Below are 22,819 nucleotides of genomic sequence, written 5' to 3'. Positions count from 1 at the left end.
TTTATACGTTTAGCGGGGAAAAGGAACGGGTAAAACAACATTACGATGGAATAAAGAAAAAGGTCTACGTCGTATTCAAGCCGAGGTGTTTCGCTATTGTATTAAAAACCTTAGAACCCGATAATAACAACGCAACAAAAGGAGAAAGATCACATGACAATTACAAGTACAGCAAAAGAGGATTTAAAAGCACTATTTAAAGAAGCTAAAACCAGAGGGATTTTAAAAATCGATCATAGTGATCGTGTAGACCGTATGAGTGATGGTGATGCACTCGGGTACCTCATTTCGATGGTAAAACGAATTTTATAAGAGGTAAGTTGCTCAGCAATTCTTAAATTAAACTTTACAATGACCAAGATAGCAAAATGCTATTTTGGTCATTTTTTAGTCAAGGAGATTCATTATAGTTTTGACGACAATAAGATTTGTGTACATTAACGCTTCTTGAATGACGAAGAACTCTGAACGGACACAATGTTTTTTAGTTATTTTAAGAAGAAATTCAATGAAATTTGCTCGATTAAGAACTGCTTTAACGATAAGACATTCATTCATGGGCTAGTTCATTTAACATTGTGAAATTCAAGAAAAAGTTCTTAGGTTTGACACGGTGTATACAAACGTATACAATATTGATGTAAATATACGTATACATTTGTATACAAAGGGAGGTTTTTTATCTTGAGAGATGATAGATTTAAGGAAGAGGGACATTCACGTGGTGAGCGATACGAAGGCAGAGAAGGTTCACATCAACGTGGTGGACGCTACAAAGGCAGAGAGGGGTCACATCAACGTGGGGCGAAAACATTTCGCCGGGGGAGAGCAATTGCCTTTTTAGATATGATGAATCTGAAGCGTTCGACAATTAAGCAACAGTTAGAGCTACCGGAGTTTCAATCTATTCAAGCAATTTTAGTCGGGGAATTAAAAGCAATTGATATGATTATCAGTGAATTTACTCAATTATTCGAAATACATGACAGTGAAACAATTGTTTCATCCTCTGAAGATGTAGAAACAGCAATTTCGAAGCTGGATAGTCAAAAACCATTAGTTATTGATAAAGAGGAAAATAAAATTAATGAAACAAATTAATAGTTATATCGATTCTTTATTTTATAATCAAGATACTTTGTTGGAAGAAGTTATATCGTCCATTGAGGCAAACGAAATGCCTTCCATCTCGGTATCGCCATCCTCAGGAAAACTTTTAACTATGCTTACATCAATTTCAGGGGCTAGAAATGTACTTGAAATAGGTGCTCTTGGGGGCTATAGCGGGATTTGTCTTGCCAGAGGCTTTGGTAGTGAAGGACAATTAACGTCCCTTGAGTTAGAGGAGAAATACGCGAAGTTAGCACACAACAATTTATCGAAAGCCGGTTTTGGTAATCAAGTATTATATTTAACTGGACCTGCATTACAGAGCCTCGAAAAACTAGCTGAGGAAAATAAGCGATTCGATTTCTTCTTTATAGATGCTGATAAAGATAATTATGAAAATTATCTAAATTACTGTATTAGACTTGCAAATTCGGGTGCCTTAATAGTAACTGATAATGTACTTGCTAACGGTAGTGTTGCAGACTCGAAAGCTATATCAAAACGCTATACTGAAACAATGAAAAAATTCAATGAAATTGTCGCTAATCATCCTCAACTAGAATCTGTCATTGTTCCAATTGGTGATGGGATGACCCTTTCAAAAGTGAAGAAATAAAGTGTACAGCAAATAAAAAAGCAACTGTATTTCGTAAACGGCCAAGTGTTAAATTCCAATTAAATAGTAATTCATAAACTGTTGGCATGCTCAAGAATAATTGAGTTGAACCTACAGTTTTTTTGTGAAAAATCTACTAGATATCTGTTAATATACAAATCAAACGACCATACAAAGTCTTTCAACCACGTTCTTTCTGTAAGTTTGTTGACATCAATGCACAACATTCCTTAATTCTAGTAAAAGCAGTGAGACCTCTTGTGGAAGAACGAGGGAGATATCTCCTGTATGAAACGTAGCGAATGAGAGGTTAGACGGTTCGTGCGTGAGAAGGAGTAGTTTTTTCAAGGAAGACATAAGCAAATGAAACAAGATACTCATTTATTGGCAAAAACGATAAGGCAGTTTAGAGAACTACCTAGGTTTATTGAATTCAGCATTACTTTACTTATAGGAATTTAAGCGAATGGATGATTTTAAACCTAAACCTGAAGTTGAAGAATAGATAAATTACTAAAACTACCAACAATTTAAAACAAAACAAAAAGAATTAAGTTCAGTACAATACCGAACTCAATCCTTATCAGGAGGTTAAAACTGACTATGTCTATCTTCACTGATCACGTAGAATTTGTCTACAATCTGAGCCCCTTCCACAAAAGAAGAGACCGATTATAGGTTACGCCGCGGAATTTCTTTTGATAATAGCGTCAATTTTTTGACAGTCAATGATAACTGGTGTAGCATCATCATCTCCTATTTCAAGGAAGTATGCACAGCAATTTCGAGGATCTAGGGAAGTGAAATAAACACCAGTAAATCGTCCGCCATTTGACAGGAAAATGTCTACTAAAGTTCCTGGTTCAAAGCATTTTAGTAAATTACAAACGCAACCTTTACAGTGATGCTCTTTATGTTTTTCATCTTTGTGATGTTTTTTATCATGTTTGCACTCGCAGTCATGTTTATCATGTTTGCAATCACATTTGTGGTATTCGTAATAATATTTTTTAGATTCGCAATGGCATTTTTCGAATTTATTAAAATCCCACTTTATTTGTTTCATATATTAACAATCTCCCTTTTTGTTAGTTTATGGCTTAGCGCTAGCCTTACACTAATAATCTATGATTTGAAAATGTATAGTGATTGGTAATATGTCCATAATGTAAGAAGATAATTAATTTATTTCTATAGAAATTGATATTGTTTGAATAGCTAAGGGAAAGGGAAGCTATGACAATAGAGGAGTAAAGGGAGAATAGACTTTCATCTTTACCGAACAATAGGAGGATTAAACGATAAAAGAGCAATTATAGCATCACTCTAAAAAAATCGTAAATGCCTATTTTCATTGGTATAGCCTATTTACAGAAATTAAGAAGAGCAAGCAGGCTAACAAAGAAATTATCAACTTTTGTCAGCTGTGGTTTGAAAAAAAGAATTCCCAGCAAATGATAAATCAGAAAATAGCCATAGTATATCTCAATATGTATTTGGAAGAAGCGGACTTACAGAATAGTGAATAGTGTAGAATTATTCATGTGTTTATCTCCTAATATTTGTTGGATGAAATCATACTATACAGTGCTCTTTACAACAATGTGAAAGAAATTAAAAAGGGTCACTTCCCTATCCGAAGTGACCCAAACCAACAAATCAGGGGATGTAAGGCTAAATTAGCTTTACACTACTATTAATATGATGTGATAGCTATTTTTGTATAGTTAATTGCCCGAGAAATAGCTTTAAAAATTTTAAAATTTCGCAGTGTCCAACCATAATGAAACTGTCGAACGGGCTATTTGAACTTATTTGGACTTACTATTTGAGTGAAGCTACTTCTCCACAATATATACAAAAAAATATAAATGAATGGAGAACAAAAGAAATACAGCATCTGTAGGTCTGATAGACGCTTAACCACCGGTACTTTCTTCATTTGTTGTTATTTAGATGGATAAGAATTTTATGTATGAGTTACTGAACAATACAAGGGAAGAAAATTTTAAAAGGGTCACTTTGGTGAAAGTGACCCTAATTAATCAGATATGTCAAATCATTATTTCCACTACTCTACTGTAACTAGGCAGTGCTAGCTAGTAAAACTCTTGGCTTAATACAGGAAACTTGCGCCCACGATAATTAGCAGAATAAATAGTACAACGATCAAAACGAATGATGAACCACCATAGCTGTTGCCATAACCTTGATTACTCATAAAATTCACCTCCTTTCTATAATCTATAGTATGTATAGTTGTAAAAATGAAAGACGGTATTAATCTAATTAATAAATTATTTAAAAATGGTTAATTAGGTTACGAAGGTTGAGAAACGAGTCGATAAAAAAGGTCACTTTGGTGAAAGTGACCCTAGTAACAAGTTTCGGAGGTACAAAGCTAAATTAGCTTTACACTACTATTTCTATGATTGGATAGTTATGTTTGTATAGTTCTTTGCCTGTGAAAATTAATAATATAAATTCACAACAGGTACGGCAATTTTCAATCCACCGAAGTAAATACTCTTTTGTAAGCTTGATTTGCGCTTGTTTACTCAAACAGGTTGCTCATACTACAATTTTGGTAGTATACAGTTACTGACTATCCTATTTACTAGGTAAAAAAACAAATCTGAGCTGTAGCGTTTGACGACGCTATGGCTTTTTTATCTTGCGTTGGAGCATTTGTTTACAAGTTGCCGCAAGTGATGACACAAGTGTTTCAGTGTATATCCCGCATGAACGGTCAGTAAGCCGCCGCCCACCTCAAATGGAAATTAACGTGGTGGTCTATCAACTGACCGTAAAAGCCCGATTGGTTCAAGTTGCTTAGATTGTTGAATGGCGACAGTATAATATCGATTGGGAAGCAAAAATGCTATTTCTTGAAATTATATCGTGTGCGATATATAATAAATCGCATACGATATATATGGGGGTGACTTGAAAATTAAAGCATTTTTACTAGAGAATCAGCTATGTTTTGCGGTATATAAAGCAGCTAATCAATTTACAAAATTATATCGCCAAGTACTTGAACCATTTGATTTGACCTACCCGCAGTATTTGGTGCTACTTGCATTATGGGAACAAGATAATCTTGTCGTAAAGCAAATTAGTGAAAAATTGAGTCTCGGAATAGGTACGTTAAATCCAATATTAAATAAGCTTGTTGTTAAAGGCTGGGTCAAGAAAGAAACTTCTTCAAGTGACAAAAGGGCTGTTGTCATTTCATTAACAGAGAAAGCCAGATCGATGGAAACAGCTATTACAGAAAAGCTAGTTGAAAAAATGACTCGTTGTGATGCATTAACTGTTATTGATGGAGATCTCAGAGCACAGTTACAAAATTTAAACGAGACATTATCTCAATTGAATGACAGGGAGGAAAAAAGATGAGTATTTATGACATCAATGTAAAATTAGAAGATGGATTAGAATATAGTTTAGAGCAATACAGGGGTAAGGCGTTACTCATTGTGAACACCGCAACAAAATGTGGTTTTACACCACAATTTGAGGAGTTAGAAGAATTGTACAAAAAATATCAAGCACAGGGCTTTGAGGTACTAGGATTTCCTTCTGATCAGTTTAAACAAGAGGTTGATTCTGCCACAGAGGCTGCCGAAGCTTGCCGTTTGACATATGGAGTTACCTTCCCAATGCATGAAATTATAAAGGTAAACGGTAAAGATGCACATCCTCTTTTTGAGCATTTAACAACGCATTCAAAGGGATTTTTAGGAAGAAGCGTTAAGTGGAACTTTACAAAATTTTTAGTCAATCGAAATGGAGAAGTAGTATCTCGCTTCGCTTCAACTGATAAACCTAAAAGTTTTGAGGACAATATTAAAAAAATTTTAGACTGAATATGTTTTCGTTTTACGATATAGGCGTCATTATAAATATACATAAAGAGTCACATCTAACCAGATGTGGCTTTTTATTGTGCATTTAATAACTATGTGTGAAGGGATGATAAATGATTAAGGTAACACGCAAACAACACCTCATCATCTTCATCCAGACTGGAAAGTTGAAGAGGTTTTATAAGAGTAAGTGAATAGATGTAGTACAGCAAAAAGCATAGCAACAAAATCATCCTGGATACCAACTGTGTAAAGCAGTTGGGCGTTCTCACAAGACGGAGAACGTTCAGCACTTATAAAGAAGTAAAGACGCATCCACATCTATCATTGACTCTAAGCAACTGACAATGCCTATGCTTCAAGCGTTATAACGATATGCATAAGCGTTTGGAATTAAACAAGAGCACTAAGTTTATTCATGAAGAGAGGTGGTAAGATGCAATTTACAGATGACACAAGGACATTTGATACAGAAGAGATAGAAGCTGCTGTCAAGAATCCACAACGAGAAGGGGATGAGCGAGACATGCTGAATGCATTTGCTCGCTATGCTTACTTTCGATACAAGCAGATAAGAAATTGTGTAAATCCCCGTAAGTGTAAATACATGTGGATTGATAAAGTGCGAGAACAATTAAAGTCACCTGCTAAAATACAAAGAGTTTGTCATTTATTAAACATTACAGATGATGAAGTACATTACATCGTAAATTTTGTTAAAAAGCATTTGAAGTACGTAAAATAAAATATCCCAAGTCAATGAGCGAAAAGCAAAGTAATTATCATAATGACTGCGATAAAATTTATTAAGCTATTTTCCTTGCAAATTGTATTCAGCACAATCTAAATAAAAGCAGGTGGGAGAGAAAATGTCTAAGGGATAACGGAAATTTTTTTAATTTTTTCTGCTATTTATAGGCATAAAAGACCAATCACTCATAATTAAATGAGTTTTGGTCTTTTTGTGTGATACATATAATATACGGTATTGTTGAGATGCTGAATCTTTTATACTTTAGTTTCTTCATTTCCATAACTCTTTTAGTAAGGATATGAAATTCTAAAAAAGGCAACTATAAAAGGGTCACGATGAAAAGTGACCCTAACTCGCAACCAGGAGGTGCCAAACTGTTATTTGGCTAACTGCTAGCAAAAAATCATTTTGTTAATACATGAAACTAGCGCCGACAATAATTAGCAGAATAAATAGTACAACGATTAGAACGAATGTTGAACCACTATAGCTGCTACCGCCACCATCATAACCACAGCTGTAACCCATAGAAATTCCCTCCTCTCTGCTTTTTATAATATGTAACGTTGTAAAAATGAGCAGTGTTATTCAACTATCTATATCAAGTAATCGATACTAAGGATCACTCGGGTGAAGGTGACCCTTAGTATCAACAACGTATTTTAATAGCCAATTGCCTCAGTTCGAAGTCACCACGAACACTTTTTTGCATACACTGGTATGAAAACATAGCGAGTTCACTTTGCTTGAATCCCCAAAAATTAGGAGTGTATTGCCATTTATGAAATAAATATTGATGTAAAGTATGAATTTTGAAATAATTAGAGTGATTTACATAATAGCGATATCTATGAAAGAGTTTAGGAAAGGATGTGGTAGGTTGGTGAGTCAGTATTCGACAGTAAGTAAAACATTTCGAAGGTTAAAATTGCTAGGGCTAGCTTTTATTATTTTCATTTCACTCGCATTGATGTCAGGGTTCCTTTATGAGTATAGCAGTTATAAAAATGTTAAAAGTAAATTCCCACCAGATGGACAAATGATTGATGTTGGAAATAGAGAACTCCATGTGAAAATTCAAGGAACCAAAACGAATCTCCCACCCGTTGTCATTGAAACGGGAACAGGTACTTGGTCCTATGATTGGGAAAAAGTTCAGAAAGCATTATCAAAGCATACCCAAGTTATCACATATGACCGAGCAGGATATGGCTGGAGTGACCCACCACCCAATGGATTTTCTGTCGATGAGACGATAGAAGATTTAAGTAAGATTCTCGAATCTTCTAAAATTGACACGCCTGTGATAGTAGTTGGTCATTCTGTTGGCGGGATTTATTCTCGTTTTTTTGCAGACAAGTACCCAGAAAAGGTATTTGGATTAGTTCTTGTGGATTCCAGGAATGAATATTTTGCAGATCAAGCTACAGAATTTAATAACAAGTTTTTCGAGACACAAGACCAAACTATGAATCGTATTTTATCTCAGTTTGGAATCGTACGACTAATTGGAAAAAATATGTTCTCTAATTCTATGCCTGATTACATTTCCGCAGATAAATATATCAATGTTCATTGGGACGCGCCATTTTTTAAAGTATTAGATGAAGAAATTAAGGAAATTAAAGTTTCTGAAAAGTTACTAAAAGACATTCAGCCATTAGGGGATAAGCCATTAACAATCATCACACCAATGGAGGTAGAATTATTTGCGTCAGAATTAGGTTTTTCGCAACAAGAGGAGAGTAAACTGAACAAGCAATGGAATGATTCCCAAAAACAATTGACCAAATTATCAACTAATAGTAATTTCGTTTCAGTTCCTAATAGTAGTCATTCTGTTATGTATGACCAGCCCGAGGCAATAATAGAAGCAGTACTGAATATGACTGATTAAATAAATTGATTGTGAAATGGACTCAATAACTTTTAAAGGTCCTTGGAGTTTCGCATCTTGTATTGCCGCTAAAACTAGCGAACATCATGGCAAGATGTTTGCAGTTTTTTTGTTACCTATTAAACGTAATGAAAACGACGATACTTATCTCAATAAATATTCTCCGATGATTTAATATAAAAAAAGTCACTCATTTAAATTTGAAAAAAATGAGTAACTTATTTCTGTTTATTATGTTAGTTGGTAGTTATCCGTGAATTATAGGTACTGGATTCCAATTAGTCCAAGCATCGCTTGATAGCTGAAACAACGGAAGCTGTCAGGATTCAATGTTCTTTAAGCGCAAGGCTGTCCATACAGTAGAGCGGTAGCTGAAACCGCTTTTGTGTACTTTACTATTTAAGTTTAATTATCATGATCCAATTCATTCACTAAATATAGGTATTTTTATTTATTGATAAGTAAAAAGTTAACATTATATTACCACTATTTTGTCTAATAATATTAGAGTTTAAGGCGCTATATTGATAATTTTACGTTGACATTATAGTTCTTTTGAATAATACTATACTTCAGTAATTGTTATAGTTTTTTAGGTATAAAGAATTATGACGATACAAGATATATAGCGGTTTGGAAAGGGGCAGATTAGATGAAAAGCAAAAGTATTAAGCGACAATTATTGTTTTTTACATTAGGTTTACTGTTATTGTCATCAGTACTAAATTCTGTATTAGGTGTATGGATTGTTGGCAAGAATAGTCAAGAAGTATTAATTGAGAAAGCCAAGGAACAGGTTTTTGAAATGGCCAAGCAAGTGGAAACGATATTAAATTCAGAGAGCGACCCCATTTCATCATTACAAGAATTTGTGGAATTAAAGGAAAAACAAGACAATGTGACGTATGCTGTTATCATTGATACCAATGTTCAGGCGGTGGCGCATAGTGATAAACAAAAATTAGGAAAAGTGTATGAGGATGACTACACGATAGATGGTGCTAAAAACGGGAAAAACCAATTTACAAGATGGTATGCTGAAGTCCAAGGTATATGGACGTATGACATTATGGAACCTGTATATAAAGACGGCGAGCTTTATGGGGTTATTGACATTGGAGTGCCTGAAAGCGGCATTAAATCAATTATCAACTCTGTTCTAAGTTATCAGATTATTACAGGCATCGTAAGTTTTTTAGTTATAGGTGCTTTAATGTGGTGGATTATCGGGCGCATTGTAGCGGCAATTAAAAATCTTGAAAACGTCATTCATCAAACCGCAAGTTTAGATTTTACAGAAAGCCCAGAACTTGAAACGTTATTAAATCGACAGGATGAAATTGGACTCATGTCAAAAGGTATTTCTGGCATGCGGACGGCATTAAAGGATGTTACCGTTAACATACAAAATACCAGTTTCGAGTTATCAGATTCCTCCAAAATCCTTATGCAAATATCAGATGATACGGTACGTACAACTGATGAAATTAGCTCTGCCATTAATGAAATAGCAAAAGCAACAGAAGAACAGGCTAATGATACAGAAAAAGGTGCTGAACAATTGAATCAACTTTCAGTGAATATTGATAATGTTATTAATCGTACAGAGAAGATAGCGTCCATGACAGAGGATATTGATAATTTAAGTAATCAGGGTGTGGAAACCGTCAACCAACTCTCTATTTGGTCAGAAAAGAATCGCGTGTCTTCACAACAGGTAAGTAGCATCGTTCAAGAAGTAGATAGAACTTCATCTGATATATCAAGTATTATTAATACAATTACAGATATTGCAACTCAAACAAATTTATTGGCACTGAATGCATCTATTGAGTCAGCTCGCGTAGGCGAAGCTGGAAAAGGTTTCGCAGTAGTTGCAGATGAAATTCGAAAATTATCCGAACAGACATCGAATGCCACTGAAGATATTAAGAATAAAATAGCTGCTATTCAAGATATTTCTAAAAGTGCTGTGCATGAAATTGGTACGAGCCTTAGCATTGTCGAACAAAATGCTAAAGCTACGGAAAATACGAGTGAGATATTTAATACCATAAAGACTGCTCTAGACCAAACAAGTAAAGTTGCGCAAGAGGTGAAACATTTATCAAATGAGATGAATGAACGCAAGGAGCAAATCATTAGTGTAGTTCAAAACATATCAGCTTCTGCAGTAGAAACCTCTGCAGGCACAGAACAAGTTTCTGCTTCAGCACATGAACAGCTAAAAAGTATTGAAACCGTTTCAGAAAAAGCGAAGGATCTAAATACAATTGCCGATACTTTAAGTGGAGAAATGAAAAAGTTCACTATTTGAAAGAAGTAAAGATACATCCAGTCAGTCATTAACTCTAAGCAGCTGACAATAAAACTTGTAATGAATAAAGTGCGTCTCTATATAATATAGAAACGCACTTCAGACTGTAAGCAAACTCAAAAATGGAGTTTGTTTACAGTCATTTTTTTTCAAATAGAAGTATCTATATGAATCCGTTGTTTTCCGCTACGGCGGACGCTTTTCGCTGACATGGCTTCAGTCTCCTCGTCGCTACGCTCCTGCGGCCTTTTCGCTCATGCTATTCCTTGCAGAAGTCACCGCCTGCGCTCCAATAAACTAGTGTACGTACATTAGTTATTCGTCTTTAATAACTATAAAAACACCACTAAAAATTAAAATTGTACCAAACCAAAAAGACATTCCTATTGTCTCTCCTAACAATAGCCAACCCAAGAAGGTCCCGACAATTGGTTGGAAGAAAAAGAACAATCCACCACTAGAAGCATTCATTAATTGTAGGCCTTTGTTCCATAATAAAAAACCACCAGCTGTTGAAATAACGCCTAAATACAGTAATCCTCCTGAAATTGTCGGTTGTAATAGGCTAGATAGATTTAAATCATTTAACTTTGGTAGAACAAATGGCGTCAATAAAATTACTGCGATCATAGCTGAATAAGTTGTAAAAACAATTTGTGAATAATGACCAGGAACTTTTTTGACTAAAACGGACATCAATGCCCATGATAATGCAGCAATTAATAAGGAGAAGCCGCCTAATTGTTGCGTCCCGTCAATTTGTCCATTTCCAACAATAATGACAACCCCAAATGTTGCTAGCAGGATGGAAATACATTTTTTTATCGTTATTTTTTCTTTTAAAATAAAGCGTGCAAACACGACCATAAAGGCAGGTGTTGTTGCTGTAATCATTGCACCCATTTGAGCAGTCGATAACATCGTGCCTATTTCTTGTGTGACAATCGATATTGTATTACCGATGAGACCTACAAGAAAAATAATCAACCAGTCTTTTTTAGCTATTTTCCATGATTGCTTCATGCATAAACCAACAATTGCAAGCACCATGACAGCAATCACATAACGTATCCAGACAAGTTCCAAAGGTGGAACAACATCAACCACTACTTTTACAACAACATACATTGCGCCCCAAATACTTGCTGCAAGTGATAAAAATAAGGCGCCTATTACTTTAATGCTCATATTTTCTCCTCCGTTTTTCATAGGTATCTATGCCCTTAACGGAGAAAAACACTTCTACCGTTAAGGAAGAAGGATTGTTGGTACGTCTTGTTCAAATAATGGTGAAAACATCATATCAATCACTCCATTCTGTTTTCATTTTTTATTTAGTATAATTCAAGTGCAATCGTTTGAATAGGCATAGTTAAAGCGTTCAACAATGGATATAATAACCCCAGTATAAGAGCTTTGTTTTTTTAAATTCTTTGTTATTAAGGGGTTAAATCTGTCCGAGTGTTTACTTTACGATTATCGACATACGTTGATGTACTGAAAGGATCACTAGGCTGAGACTGACCCTAGACCATACTACAAAGTACTAATGAATTTTTTAGGCTTTGAAACCTTGATGGAAGCTACTTCTCAGCAATTTTGACACACCGTAAAAATAAGTGGAGAACCTGAAGAAAATATCGTGTCAATTGGTCTTAAGGCAGCATAACCATCAAGTTTACCTTTAGAAAAGGAATCATTGCCACAGGACTTACAAATTAATTTGCTGTCTTCCATAATATCATCTCGTTATGTAAATTTTAACATAAAAATGATGCAATATTAGGCTCAATTTAATCGGGATGTTATTAAAAAACAATTCGAGCATAATAAAAACCATGAGGGTGTTTTTGTTTTGTTCTAAAAAGTGAACAGCAAGCAGACATCCTCTTGTTATTAAATAAACGAATTCGTGCTTATGAAGGGGATATAATGCCTAAACTTTATGATGATTAATAGTGGATTTTATGCTATTTTGTTAATGAGGTGATTTTATGGCGAAAGATATTACAATAGATTTTAACAATCACGTAAACAACACACCACATAGTGGGCATAAAAGTCTGAACAACAGTAAAGCCATGAGTAATACAAAAATCACTAAAGAATGCGTTGACCGATTGATTGACAGTATTGATAAAACACTGAGGAAGTCCGAGTGACGTCTTATTGATGCCAAAACAGTATTTAGGTTATTGTACATAGAGCGGGAGCCAAAAAAGTGAGAAAGAATGATAATGGCGTATAAACATTGAGATAGGTGTTTGACAGCCTAAAGTATTTAAATTTGAGGACGATATGGGCAGAGTGAACAGGCACTTACACTAATGTGGGACACTGAAAAAGTCAATAAAATGAATTTTAGCCATGGCGGAAACGATTAACGTTTCCGCCGTAGCTTTTTCTTCGATGCCTTTGATTGCCGTTTCTGCGGACGCTTTCCTGGGGGAGAACCTTGAGCCTCCTCGGCGCTCACATAGAAAAATGTAAGATTTGTCCACTATGAGATGGCTGTTATAAAGACGGTGCCAAAAGCAAAACGTATTCAGTTTCAATATAATAAACCGAACATGAAGAGCAAGCAGCTTTTCAAGAAACGGAAAAATTCAAAGACTTAGCGAAAAGGGCTATAAGATTGAATCGAAGAATAGTAAGCTGAAAAATCCGCATGGCTACAATAAAGCAAAATGGGCGGGTTTATTTGGCCTGGAAATCCAAGGAGATACAACAATATTTGCGTTGAGTTTTAAACGTTGAAACAATATACTCACAAAATATGTCTCATAAAGGAAACTGCACAGGTAACGGAGTAAGGCAAAATTAAAAGGATTAAGTCCGGTATAATACCGGAACTCAATCCTTCGAAGCTACTTATCTAATAACATTTCTAACATGTTATTGTTTAAAATATTATTTGATAGGTATTCTAAGTCCTACGAATGAAGCGATAGATAAAATAGAGGTAATAACACCTAATAAACTACTCAATTTTTCTAATGGTTTTTTAGCTTTCTCTTTATCTCCGTTTTCTATATGAGTTTGAAGTAGCTCAAAATTGGCTTCTGCAATTTCTCGTTGCTCATCTGATAGTAGTTGAATTTCTTCGTGTAATTGTTGTAAAGCATTGATAATATCATCAGAATGGCTAGCTATCCCTTGATTGAGGGTACCGTTGTTTTCAATAGTTATATTCCCTTTGTTTTCTCCAAAAGTTAACCCACCATATTTACTAGATTCACTCATATAACCATCTCCTAAAATTATAGTTAAACTCCCAAGCTTTGATACTAAATCTAATAATTGACTAGAATTTTCTTTTTCTAAAATATCGATCATTTCTCTTAAACTCTTAGGTTTATTTTGTTGATTCAAACCACCATGTAGTCTTTTGTTATTGGTTTTTTTTTTGAAAAATTTTGTTTGAAATCCTCACTTAATTCAATTATTGGAATAGTGTCTAAAGGATTAAAACAATTTTCTGTTCCACAATATTTGCAAGTAATTTCAGAATCAATATTATCTAGTTCACATTTAGTAGTAGTTAAGATGCTTCTACTGCATTCCTCGCAGAGGAACTCTAATTTTATGATAAGCGCTTCCTGTTCTTCCAATTCAGATAATTTATCAATAACTACTCCGAGAGGTAAGTCAGTTATTTTTGCAATATAACTATGGTAAAATTTTTCAATCTTACTATTCGCAATTGCCTCAAGTGCATTATCAATTTTTTGAGAAATTTCCCATGGTTTTAAATTGCTCACAACTTTTACCTCACAGAATAAATTTGTTAAATCAATTTTTCTCTAATATAATGCAATACATGCTCAGACGCAAATACATTGAATTTAAATGTCTTTGTCGTTAAGCCAATTCTTATAGAATATTCTTGTACTACGCCACCAACACTATGTTCAAATATTATAGATCCTTTTTGTTTGGCTAAGTAAGGCTCTAAATAATCATATAATGGCAACCCTCTTAGTTCTCTAATACTACCTAATCCTATTGTTTCAAGACCACTTAAAAGTAACATAGTAAAAGGTGTGGTTTGTAATGTACCGGTAATATTCTCGCTATTTAAATTTTGCTCAAGAACGGCTAATTCACCATTAGTATAGTATTCATCAATTGCAGAAAGTATACTTACAAAAGATTTACCTTGTGTTTCTTCAAATGTACTTACTATTCCTGCTGGTCTTCCTGTAGCATCAATAAGCTTTCCTTCAAGAACATCAACTAAAGAATCAAGAGTACCACCGTATCTCTCTAAAAAATCAAACTGTTTGAATTCGTATTCCTCATCCACAATTTCGGCTAATCCAGCAATAATTTTCTTTGCAACAGCTAAACTTGCTCGTACTTCGATTATTCCCTTAATTTCATCAATATAAACTGTCGTAATTTCGTGTTTAACGTATTCCCTACGGTTAGCTAAAAAGTAATCAACATTAACCCCTGTACGATGAATAAACCTTAAATAATAAGCCTGTGACCCTTCGATTTCGGCTGCAGCAATAATTGTAGGTTCATTTGGAATATTCTCGCTGTTTGGCGTAATTACTGTTTCAAAAGGATCAAATGGCATATTATCAATAATACTTTGTTTAAGCCCCGATAAACCAGATTGATTTGTAGTTTGATACCAAGCTAAAGAAACAACTCCTGAAAAAATGTTATTGCTTATTATTTCCAGGGCATCACCTTCAATATGCTCAAACGCTGTCCACACTCTACTTGTTAATTCATTTACATTTCCTGTTGAATCTAAAGTCATACCATTACAGACCTCTTTGAGTAGGGCTTTATTTAATCTATTCAAGTCTTGGGGGAAAATCAAAGATTTAATTGTATTCATTTCTCACCTCTGGAATTATATAGTCGAATTTAATAATATATTCTATATATTACCATAAAAAGATAATTATTTGTTAAGAATGACAAAAAATCATAAATAAGTATTGAATATACAGTTGAATGGAATATTTTAATTTCCTTATTTAGAACATATGCACGTAAAAAGGATTTATGCCGTCATAGGCAAAAATAGAAGTAAGAAAAATATAAAATTCACGACAAAATACCATTGGAATAATGCCTTACGATTTACAGCCTTTTACTAATACCTCTCTATTGGTTTTTAGTAATGGTGAAAAGCGTAGACAATATGCGAAATAAAGCATCAACAGGTTGATCTTTCAATAGTGGAAACATCTAACGCGACAATAAAGGTTGAAAGAAACTTTCATTTTGGTGGAGCAAGCATTGAAGTCGTTTTAGGTTGTAAATAAAGCAATGTAAAAATGCACTTTTACTGCACATGTGGGAAACGAAAAAAGAGCGATCAAAACATCGCTCTAAAGAATGCGTAAAATCCCATATTCATTGGTATAGCCCATACGAAGAAACCAAGAAGGGCGATGGGACCAATAAAGAAATTATAGATCTTTGTAGGTAAGATTTTACCGAATATCATCTTGTAAAAGACCACACAGACTACCATCACAATAGGTAGCAGAATCATAGGTGGTATAAAATGTAGCAGATTTCCAACAACTGAAATCCATGAAAATATGTCCATAGCATTACCTCATTATGTAATTTTAAGATGATTACCTTTTTGTAAGTTCATCAACTCATTTTTCAACTTTTTAATATTAGAATCAGCCGAAGTAGCAAGTGCAAATGCCAGAAGTATATGGGAAAGTAATTTTTAAATAAGAAATTAGGGAGGAGAACCATACCTAGTTAATGTACGGATGAAATTGAAAAAAGTTTCGGGAATTGATATTGCGCTGCACGAGAAAAGAAAATAGTAAAAGGGTCACTCGACGAAAGTAACCCTCAGTATAAAAAGTGAGTAAGGCAAAATTAGCATCACCACCCCATTATTAATATGATGTGATAGCTATTTTTGTATAGTTAATTGCCTGAGAAATAAATTAAAAAAAGCCGCAACGTTTGTAGACGCTGCAGCCTAGAATTGGTTCAAGCCCTTTTGACGGTTAGTCAGAAAGATATTATACCACAACTTAGGAGGGGAAACAGAATTAAACCGTTATCAACTAGACTAGGATGACAAATATGTGTAAGGTCATGAGAATGAAGGACGAGCTTGATTCAATAACGGCAACTGCAGCCAACGCCAAATACGGTATTTAAGCAAAAATGCCTAAAGCTATTGCTGGCCAAAGTAATCTAATCCATGCACAAGTTCAATCAAAGCATACGCAAAGTTCGTATCAATAAATCAACGATGAAATGATGATGGTACACAATTTAACTGGTAAGGTGTTGGTGACATTGAACAGGGAAGTGCTTTCCGATTGCTAGAGGGCATGCCTGTTCAGTGATTGCAGCAAAGCCTAATATGTGCCATACAAGTGTACAGCGAGTGCGGGAACGAGTAATTGATCTGATGATGAAGTGAATTTCCAGATGCTTCATCATTTTTGTATTTTAAGGGCATGTTTGATGTTGTAAGAAATTATAATATGTATTATTGCAATTTAAATTAAATAATTAGTAGTTGACTAAAGAAAGAGCTACAAGTAACATAGAGGAAAAAATTGTAATAATTAGGAGTGATTTTAAATGGCGGTAACAACATTTAAGGCAAACACATATTTAAAAGAAAAGGTTTTAGTAGAAGCTAATGTAAGAGGACATAAAATTATTGTAGATGAACCAAAAGAATTAGGTGGAGATAATCAAGGTGCAAATCCTGTAGAACTCCTTCTTGCTGCTTTAGGTGCATGTCAATCAATAGTAGCGAGAACTTTTGCTAAAAAATTTGATATAGACCTTCAAAATTTTTGGGTTGAATTAGAAGGAGACCTTGATACAGATGGCTTTTTAGGGAAATCCGATGTAAGACCTGGATTTTTAGCAATTCGATATACTTTTCATATCGAAACGAACGCATCAGAAGAAAAGGTAGAGGAATTTAAAAAATTCATTGAAGCCCATTGCCCTGTAGGTGATACGATTACTAATACCGTAAATCTTGTCTCTTCAGGGATTGTTATGGAGAATCCTATAATTTAATCTATTTTTTATTTCCAAAATATCGAATAAGTCTGATTAGTGGTGTGAGTTTAAGAGCGAATGACAAATGTTCCAAGCGTACTTTTTAAGCAATCTATAGTGTAAAGAGGGGGGACGACGAGGCAATGTTTTCCTCCCTTGGTGTTATAGATAGACTGACGACCGACCAGCGCTCCATATACGTGTTCGAGCATGACATACCTGGCCGGCTCATATTTTTTAAGAGATTATGTGATCTTCTTCTATTTTCCAACCAAACTGACTAAAAGTGCACGATAAAAACACAATGCCCATACATCGAAATATGGCGAGCTCCACGTTTTTTCTAAAAATGAGCTATCGTCAATTAAATAGGTTTACCACAATAGACGAGCCTTTATCCTGAGCGGGGATGGAGGTTATTTTATTGTAGAAAATTGTTCCAATCTAGTCCCTCTCGGATTATGATTGAGTTAGAGGTGAAGGAGATGGAATACCAAGATTTTAGAAAAAATGTAGTTGAGGGCATACTTGATGATCGAGTTACGCTTAATAAAGTAATTAAATACATAGACGATCTTTTAGGAGAAGATATAAAAGCTTTTTATGCCAAGAATCTTTTAAATCAAAAACAGACTGAGTTATTTTATTTTAGTTCTAAAGGAATATTGAGAGTGCTCGTTAACCAAAATAGCTTTGTTTGTCATTACAATCAAAGCGGAGTCGTTACGAAAGAAATTCAAATCCCTCATTTTTCAAATGAAGAACATTATCTAAAAGCTACATTCGCAAATGGGGATTCTATAGAATTAAATAATATCGAGGACTCAAATGAAAATTGGCAAAATGAGTATTCAAGAATGTAAAAGAAATGTATTTAGCTATTTAAAAAACACTATCAACAGGCCATCCAAGAACTGCTACAGCGAATTTATTTTCAACAAGCGCAATAGCTTCTTCACAAGATACAGATAGTCTAAATTGTTCGGACAATGTAAGATATGGATAGACCAAGTAATTCGTATTAACAACCGTAAAGGTTACCTCTGCAAACAAATTTAGTATAACTTCATATAAAAAAACCTCCATAAAGTGGCTAATTGAACTGCGCCCTAAAAAAATGGACAGTTTAATAAAAGCTACCTGTGCAGTTTAAGCTGCAATTAAATGGCTTCGGTATTGTGCCGGAGTCATTTCCTTTAAGTCCCATAGATATCTTCTTGTGTTATATACCTCAATGTATTCGTTAATCCTGTTTTTTAAATATTGGTATAACAAAGTGATAGAGCTTGTAAAATCAACAACAATTAAATATAAAAGAAATCTTGGTTCTGGTGCGTAAAAACTATAAAACTTTGACCTACTAATACTACTAATCTAAAAAGGATGTAGATGAAGTATATATAAGCCAAGTCCATAGAATTGAAAGCTCTATTAAGTGCTAGACGTCTATGAACATTTAACTCTTGGAAGTAGCAGTACAATGTATAAAACAGGACTCTTATTCGAATAATATTAAAATTTTTCTACATATTTTTCATCAAAATGCTATAAAGTTCGCTTTAACAAAAAAAAAGAATCTGAATTTCGGATTCTTTTTTTATGTATATGGTCTAATTGTGTCTTAGCGTTCAAATTATACAAGAAAATTTTACTAAATATAACATTTTATATTGTTTTATTCACATAATATGTTATTTTTAGAGGAGTAATATAGTACCAAATAATTAATATATTACCGAATAATGAATGTAGTGCCAAATGACTAATGTGGTGCTAAAGGAGGACTTGTTATGAATAAAAAATTAAAATTCAATAAAGTGTTAATTGGGATCAGTACAATGGCACTATCTTTAGGAGGGTTACAAGCAGAAGTATCAGCAGCAGAAAAAACGCCTTATAATGTATTACAAATGAAACCTGTTGGCATAGAAACTACGAAAGATGAAATTGTACATTCTACAAAGGCTGATGAAACATTATCATTTGAAAAACGATTGGAAATTGGCGATTTTTCGCAACATCCAGCTCCAATTATAGAACGTGCTGATATGAAGCAATTGCAGCAACAGTACTCGATGGCAGAGCTTAATAGCATGAGCGATAGTGAGCTAATTGATACGCTAGGAAATATTCGTTGGCATCAAATTACAGACTTATTCCAATTCAGTGAGGAAACAAAAGTTTTTTATCAAAATGAAGAGCGCATGCAAGTGATCATCAATGAGTTAGGGAAAAGAGGAAGTACTTTTACGAAAGATGATTCAAAGGGTATTGAGACATTTGTTGAGCTATTACGTTCTGCTTTTTATGTAGCATTTTATAATAACGAACTAGGTTATTTAAACGACAGAAGTTTTCACGATAAGTGTTTATCAGCATTAACGGACATGGCTAAGAATCCAAGCTTTAAACTTGGTACAGCTGAGCAAGATAAAGTGGTATCCGCCTATGGAAAATTAATAGGTAATGCCTCAAGTGATGCAGCAACAGTTCAGTATGCTGCGAAGATTTTAAAACAGTATAACGAAAATCTCCCTACATATGAAAGCGATCCTTTAAAAGGACAAGCTATATATGATTTAATGCAAGGGATTGATTATGACTTGCAGTCGTATTTGTATGAGACAGGTAAAGAAGCTAATACGACGATGTGGTATGGAAAGATTGATAGCTTCATAGATGAAGTTAATACAATTGCTCTTATGCATAATGTGACAGATGACAATAGTTGGTTAATCAATAATGGCATTTATTATGCAGGACGTTTAGGAGGATTCCATAGTAATCCGGATAAAGGTTTAGAAGTGGTTACACAAGCGATGCATATGTATCCTTATTTAAGTGAAGCTTATTTTGTAGCAGTAGAGCAAATTACAACAAATTATGGTGGAAAAGACTATAGTGGAAATACAGTAGATTTACAGAAAATACGTGAAGAAGGAAAGAAGCAGTATTTACCGAAAACATATACATTTGATGATGGATCAATTGTATTTAAGACGGGAGATAAAGTAACAGAAGACAAAATTCAAAGATTATACTGGGCTGCAAAAGAAGTAAAGGCACAATATCACCGTGTAATTGGGAATGATAAAGCATTAGAACAAGGCAATGCTGACGATGTATTAACAGTTGTAATTTATGACTCTCCAGATCAATATCAATTAAACCGTCAATTGTACGGGTATGAAACAAATAATGGTGGTATTTATATTGAAGAGAAGGGAACGTTCTTTACATATGAACGTACGCCTGAGCAAAGTATTTATAGTTTAGAAGAGTTGTTCCGCCATGAATTTACACATTATTTACAGGGAAGGTATGAGGTTCCTGGTTTATTTGGAACAGGAGATATGTATCAAAATGAACGACTAACATGGTTCCAAGAAGGAAATGCAGAATTCTTTGCAGGATCAACACGTACAAATGACGTTGTTCCACGTAAGAGCATTATTAGTGGATTATCAGATGAACCATCACAACGCTATACAGCTGAGCAAACAATGTTTGCAAAATATGGATCATGGGATTTTTATAATTATTCATTTGCACTACAGTCTTATATGTATAATCATCAATTTGATACATTTGATAGGATTCAAGATTTAATTCGTGCGAACGATGTGAAAAATTATGATGCGTATCGTGACGCTTTAAGTAAAGATTCACAACTGAATACGGAGTACCAAGCCTATATGCAGCAATTGATTGATAATCAAGAAAAATACGAGGTGCCACAAGTATCAGAAGATTATTTAGTGGAACATAAACCGAAAGCGTTAAACGAAGTGCAGCAAGAAATTGCCGATGTTGCTAACGTAAAAGATGCAAAAATTACAAAACATAACTCTCAATTTTTTGATACATTTACAGTCGAAGGTACCTATGTAGGAAGTGAAACAAACGGTGAATCAAACGATTGGAAAACGATGAGTAAACAAGTGAACCAAGTACTGGAGCAACTATCGCAAAAAGAGTGGAGCGGCTATAAAACATTGACAGCGTATTTTGTAAACTACCGTGTGAATGCAGCAAACCAGTTTGAATATGATATTGTTTTCCACGGCGTTGCAACGGATGAGGGAGAAAATCAAGCACCTATTGTCAATGTAAATGGTCCATATGCTGGAATCGAAAATGAAACAATCCAGTTCAAAAGCGATGGTTCAAAAGATGAGGATGGGGAAATAGTTTCTTACCTTTGGGATTTTGGTGATGGAAAAACAAGTGATGAGGCAAACCCTACTCATGTATACGAAAAAGAAGGAACATATAATGTTACATTAACAGTGAAAGATGATATGGGAATAGAAAGTAAAGATCAAGCAATTGTAACTGTACGGAAGGGAGCACATCATCCAGAAGAGGCGAAGATAATTCCATTTAATATGCCCCTAAAAGGTAGTTTGGTTGATGATAATACGGATGTATATCAATTCGATGTTACGTCTCCAGAAGAAATAGATATTTCTGTCTTAAATGAAAATCAAATTGGCATGACATGGGTGCTTTATCATGAGTCTGATATGCAAAATTACGCAACCTATGGACAGGAAGATGGAAATACTATAAAAGGTAAATTTAATGCGGAACCAGGAAAGTATTATTTATATATTTATAAATTTGATAATGAAAACGGAACATATACAGTAAATGTACGGAATGGAGCACAAACAGAGATAGAACCAAATAATCGTCCAGAAGAAGCGAATATGATTCCATTTAATCTGCTCCTCAAAGGTAGTTTGATTGATGCTGATGAAACGGATGTATACACATTCGATGTTACGTCTCCAAAAGACATAGATATTTCAGTCGTAAATGAAAATCAAATTGGCATGACATGGGTCCTTTTCCATGAGTCTGATATGCAAAATTACGCATCATATGGACAGGAAGATGGAAATATTATAAAAGCTAACTATAAAGCGGAACCAGGAAAGTATTATTTATGTATTTATAAATTCGATAATGAAAACGGGACATATACAGTAGAAGTACAATAATTATATGTTTAAGCGTATACGAAAGTTTAAGTTTCAATAGTAGAGGTGCCACTGTGCAAATATCTATCATATGATACCTAAAGAGATGATAGGCAACACACTTAATCCATTGGATGGATAGTTTAATAAAAGCTACCTTAATAGTTTAAGCTGCAATTAAATGACTTCGGTATTGTGCCGGAGTCATTTTCTATGCGGTGTATGGAATAAAGGCAATATTT

General features: G+C 34.3%; 19 protein-coding genes and 2 pseudogenes. 13 read left to right on the top strand and 8 right to left on the bottom strand.

Annotated elements, in window-relative coordinates:
- The first annotated feature begins 153 nt into the window (after nucleotides 1–153).
- From H131_RS24510 to H131_RS12760, 3 genes are all read left to right on the top strand, one after another.
- Nucleotides 154–312, top strand: coding sequence for a hypothetical protein (locus H131_RS24510; RefSeq protein WP_155242448.1), 159 nt, complete (start codon nucleotides 154–156; stop codon nucleotides 310–312).
- A gap of 372 nt (nucleotides 313–684) precedes the next feature.
- Nucleotides 685–1,101 (top strand): hypothetical protein, encoded by a 417-nt coding sequence (locus H131_RS12765; RefSeq protein ID WP_010859569.1) that lies wholly within the window; start codon nucleotides 685–687, stop codon nucleotides 1,099–1,101.
- Nucleotides 1,088–1,726: an O-methyltransferase gene (locus H131_RS12760; RefSeq protein ID WP_010859568.1), complete on the top strand. Its 639-nt coding sequence runs from the start codon at nucleotides 1,088–1,090 to the stop codon at nucleotides 1,724–1,726. Before H131_RS12765 ends, H131_RS12760 begins: the two co-directional genes overlap by 14 nt.
- 679 nt (nucleotides 1,727–2,405) lie before the next feature.
- On the opposite strand, the gene H131_RS23740 is transcribed toward H131_RS12760, so the two are convergent.
- Nucleotides 2,406–2,792 carry a hypothetical protein gene (locus H131_RS23740; protein WP_010859567.1) on the bottom strand — a complete coding sequence of 129 codons (387 nt, stop codon included), beginning with the start codon at nucleotides 2,790–2,792 and terminating at the stop codon, nucleotides 2,406–2,408.
- Nucleotides 2,793–3,842: 1,050 nt separating this feature from the next.
- Nucleotides 3,843–3,947, bottom strand: coding sequence for a YjcZ family sporulation protein (locus H131_RS23735; RefSeq protein WP_080647666.1), 105 nt, complete (start codon nucleotides 3,945–3,947; stop codon nucleotides 3,843–3,845).
- A gap of 725 nt (nucleotides 3,948–4,672) precedes the next feature.
- Here H131_RS23735 and H131_RS12750 point away from each other — a divergent pair.
- The 3 genes from H131_RS12750 (at nucleotide 4,673) to H131_RS12740 (ending at nucleotide 6,343) form a co-directional block, all read left to right on the top strand.
- Nucleotides 4,673–5,128, top strand: a complete 456-nt coding sequence (locus H131_RS12750; protein ID WP_010859566.1) for a MarR family winged helix-turn-helix transcriptional regulator — start codon at nucleotides 4,673–4,675, stop codon at nucleotides 5,126–5,128.
- Nucleotides 5,125–5,598 (top strand): glutathione peroxidase, encoded by a 474-nt coding sequence (locus tag H131_RS12745; protein ID WP_010859565.1) that lies wholly within the window; start codon nucleotides 5,125–5,127, stop codon nucleotides 5,596–5,598. Before H131_RS12750 ends, H131_RS12745 begins: the two co-directional genes overlap by 4 nt.
- A gap of 436 nt (nucleotides 5,599–6,034) precedes the next feature.
- Nucleotides 6,035–6,343 carry a hypothetical protein gene (locus H131_RS12740; protein WP_036130254.1) on the top strand — a complete coding sequence of 103 codons (309 nt, stop codon included), beginning with the start codon at nucleotides 6,035–6,037 and terminating at the stop codon, nucleotides 6,341–6,343.
- A 420-nt stretch (nucleotides 6,344–6,763) separates the two neighbouring features.
- Here the strand turns inward: H131_RS12740 and H131_RS23730 are convergent, their stop codons facing one another.
- Complete coding sequence (locus H131_RS23730) at nucleotides 6,764–6,880, bottom strand: YjcZ family sporulation protein (protein WP_010859563.1); 117 nt, start codon at nucleotides 6,878–6,880, stop codon at nucleotides 6,764–6,766.
- Nucleotides 6,881–7,235: 355 nt separating this feature from the next.
- Here H131_RS23730 and H131_RS12730 point away from each other — a divergent pair, with 355 nt between their 5' ends.
- Together H131_RS12730 and H131_RS12725 are read left to right on the top strand one after the other, a co-directional pair.
- On the top strand, nucleotides 7,236–8,249 hold the full coding sequence (locus H131_RS12730) for an alpha/beta fold hydrolase (protein ID WP_010859562.1): 1,014 nt from the start codon (nucleotides 7,236–7,238) through the stop codon (nucleotides 8,247–8,249).
- A gap of 652 nt (nucleotides 8,250–8,901) precedes the next feature.
- Nucleotides 8,902–10,566, top strand: coding sequence for a methyl-accepting chemotaxis protein (locus tag H131_RS12725; RefSeq protein WP_010859561.1), 1,665 nt, complete (start codon nucleotides 8,902–8,904; stop codon nucleotides 10,564–10,566).
- A gap of 315 nt (nucleotides 10,567–10,881) precedes the next feature.
- Here the strand turns inward: H131_RS12725 and H131_RS12720 are convergent, their stop codons facing one another.
- A complete protein-coding gene (locus H131_RS12720; protein ID WP_010859560.1) occupies nucleotides 10,882–11,754 on the bottom strand; it encodes a DMT family transporter in 873 nt (290 codons plus the stop codon).
- 806 nt (nucleotides 11,755–12,560) lie between these two features.
- On the opposite strand from H131_RS12720, the gene H131_RS24505 reads away from it, so the two are divergent.
- Both H131_RS24505 and H131_RS25420 read left to right on the top strand, forming a co-directional pair.
- On the top strand, nucleotides 12,561–12,728 hold the full coding sequence (locus H131_RS24505) for a hypothetical protein (RefSeq protein WP_155242446.1): 168 nt from the start codon (nucleotides 12,561–12,563) through the stop codon (nucleotides 12,726–12,728).
- A 314-nt stretch (nucleotides 12,729–13,042) separates the two neighbouring features.
- Nucleotides 13,043–13,323: pseudogene (locus tag H131_RS25420) on the top strand (transposase); the annotation flags it as partial.
- A gap of 153 nt (nucleotides 13,324–13,476) precedes the next feature.
- On the opposite strand, the gene H131_RS12715 reads toward H131_RS25420, so the two are convergent.
- The 3 genes from H131_RS12715 to H131_RS12705 are packed head-to-tail and all read right to left on the bottom strand — an operon-like array spanning nucleotide 13,477 to nucleotide 15,421.
- The gene (locus tag H131_RS12715; protein ID WP_155242444.1) at nucleotides 13,477–13,938 is read right to left on the bottom strand and encodes a hypothetical protein; all 462 of its coding nucleotides are present in this window, start codon (nucleotides 13,936–13,938) and stop codon (nucleotides 13,477–13,479) included.
- Nucleotides 13,935–14,327 (bottom strand): hypothetical protein, encoded by a 393-nt coding sequence (locus H131_RS12710; RefSeq protein WP_010859558.1) that lies wholly within the window; start codon nucleotides 14,325–14,327, stop codon nucleotides 13,935–13,937. Before H131_RS12710 ends, H131_RS12715 begins: the two co-directional genes overlap by 4 nt.
- Nucleotides 14,328–14,353: 26 nt before the next feature.
- A complete protein-coding gene (locus H131_RS12705; RefSeq protein WP_155242442.1) occupies nucleotides 14,354–15,421 on the bottom strand; it encodes a hypothetical protein in 1,068 nt (355 codons plus the stop codon).
- A gap of 1,736 nt (nucleotides 15,422–17,157) precedes the next feature.
- Here H131_RS12705 and H131_RS12695 point away from each other — a divergent pair.
- Nucleotides 17,158–17,610: an OsmC family protein gene (locus tag H131_RS12695; RefSeq protein ID WP_010859555.1), complete on the top strand. Its 453-nt coding sequence runs from the start codon at nucleotides 17,158–17,160 to the stop codon at nucleotides 17,608–17,610.
- Between the two features lie 467 nt (nucleotides 17,611–18,077).
- A complete protein-coding gene (locus tag H131_RS12690; RefSeq protein ID WP_010859554.1) occupies nucleotides 18,078–18,455 on the top strand; it encodes a DUF3908 family protein in 378 nt (125 codons plus the stop codon).
- A gap of 286 nt (nucleotides 18,456–18,741) precedes the next feature.
- On the opposite strand, the pseudogene H131_RS24995 reads toward H131_RS12690, so the two are convergent.
- A pseudogene (locus tag H131_RS24995) lies at nucleotides 18,742–18,852 on the bottom strand (IS3 family transposase); the annotation flags it as partial.
- Between the two features lie 530 nt (nucleotides 18,853–19,382).
- Here H131_RS24995 and H131_RS12685 point away from each other — a divergent pair.
- Nucleotides 19,383–22,598 carry a collagenase gene (locus tag H131_RS12685; RefSeq protein ID WP_010859552.1) on the top strand — a complete coding sequence of 1,072 codons (3,216 nt, stop codon included), beginning with the start codon at nucleotides 19,383–19,385 and terminating at the stop codon, nucleotides 22,596–22,598.
- The last annotated feature ends 221 nt before the right edge of the window (nucleotides 22,599–22,819 follow it).

It is taken from the genome of Lysinibacillus sphaericus OT4b.31, from assembly GCF_000392615.1.
Classification (GTDB): Bacteria; Bacillota; Bacilli; order Bacillales_A; family Planococcaceae; genus Lysinibacillus; species Lysinibacillus sphaericus_B.
The sequence above is the reverse complement of the archived record's forward strand: the minus strand, read 5'-3'. Positions and strand labels throughout refer to the sequence as shown.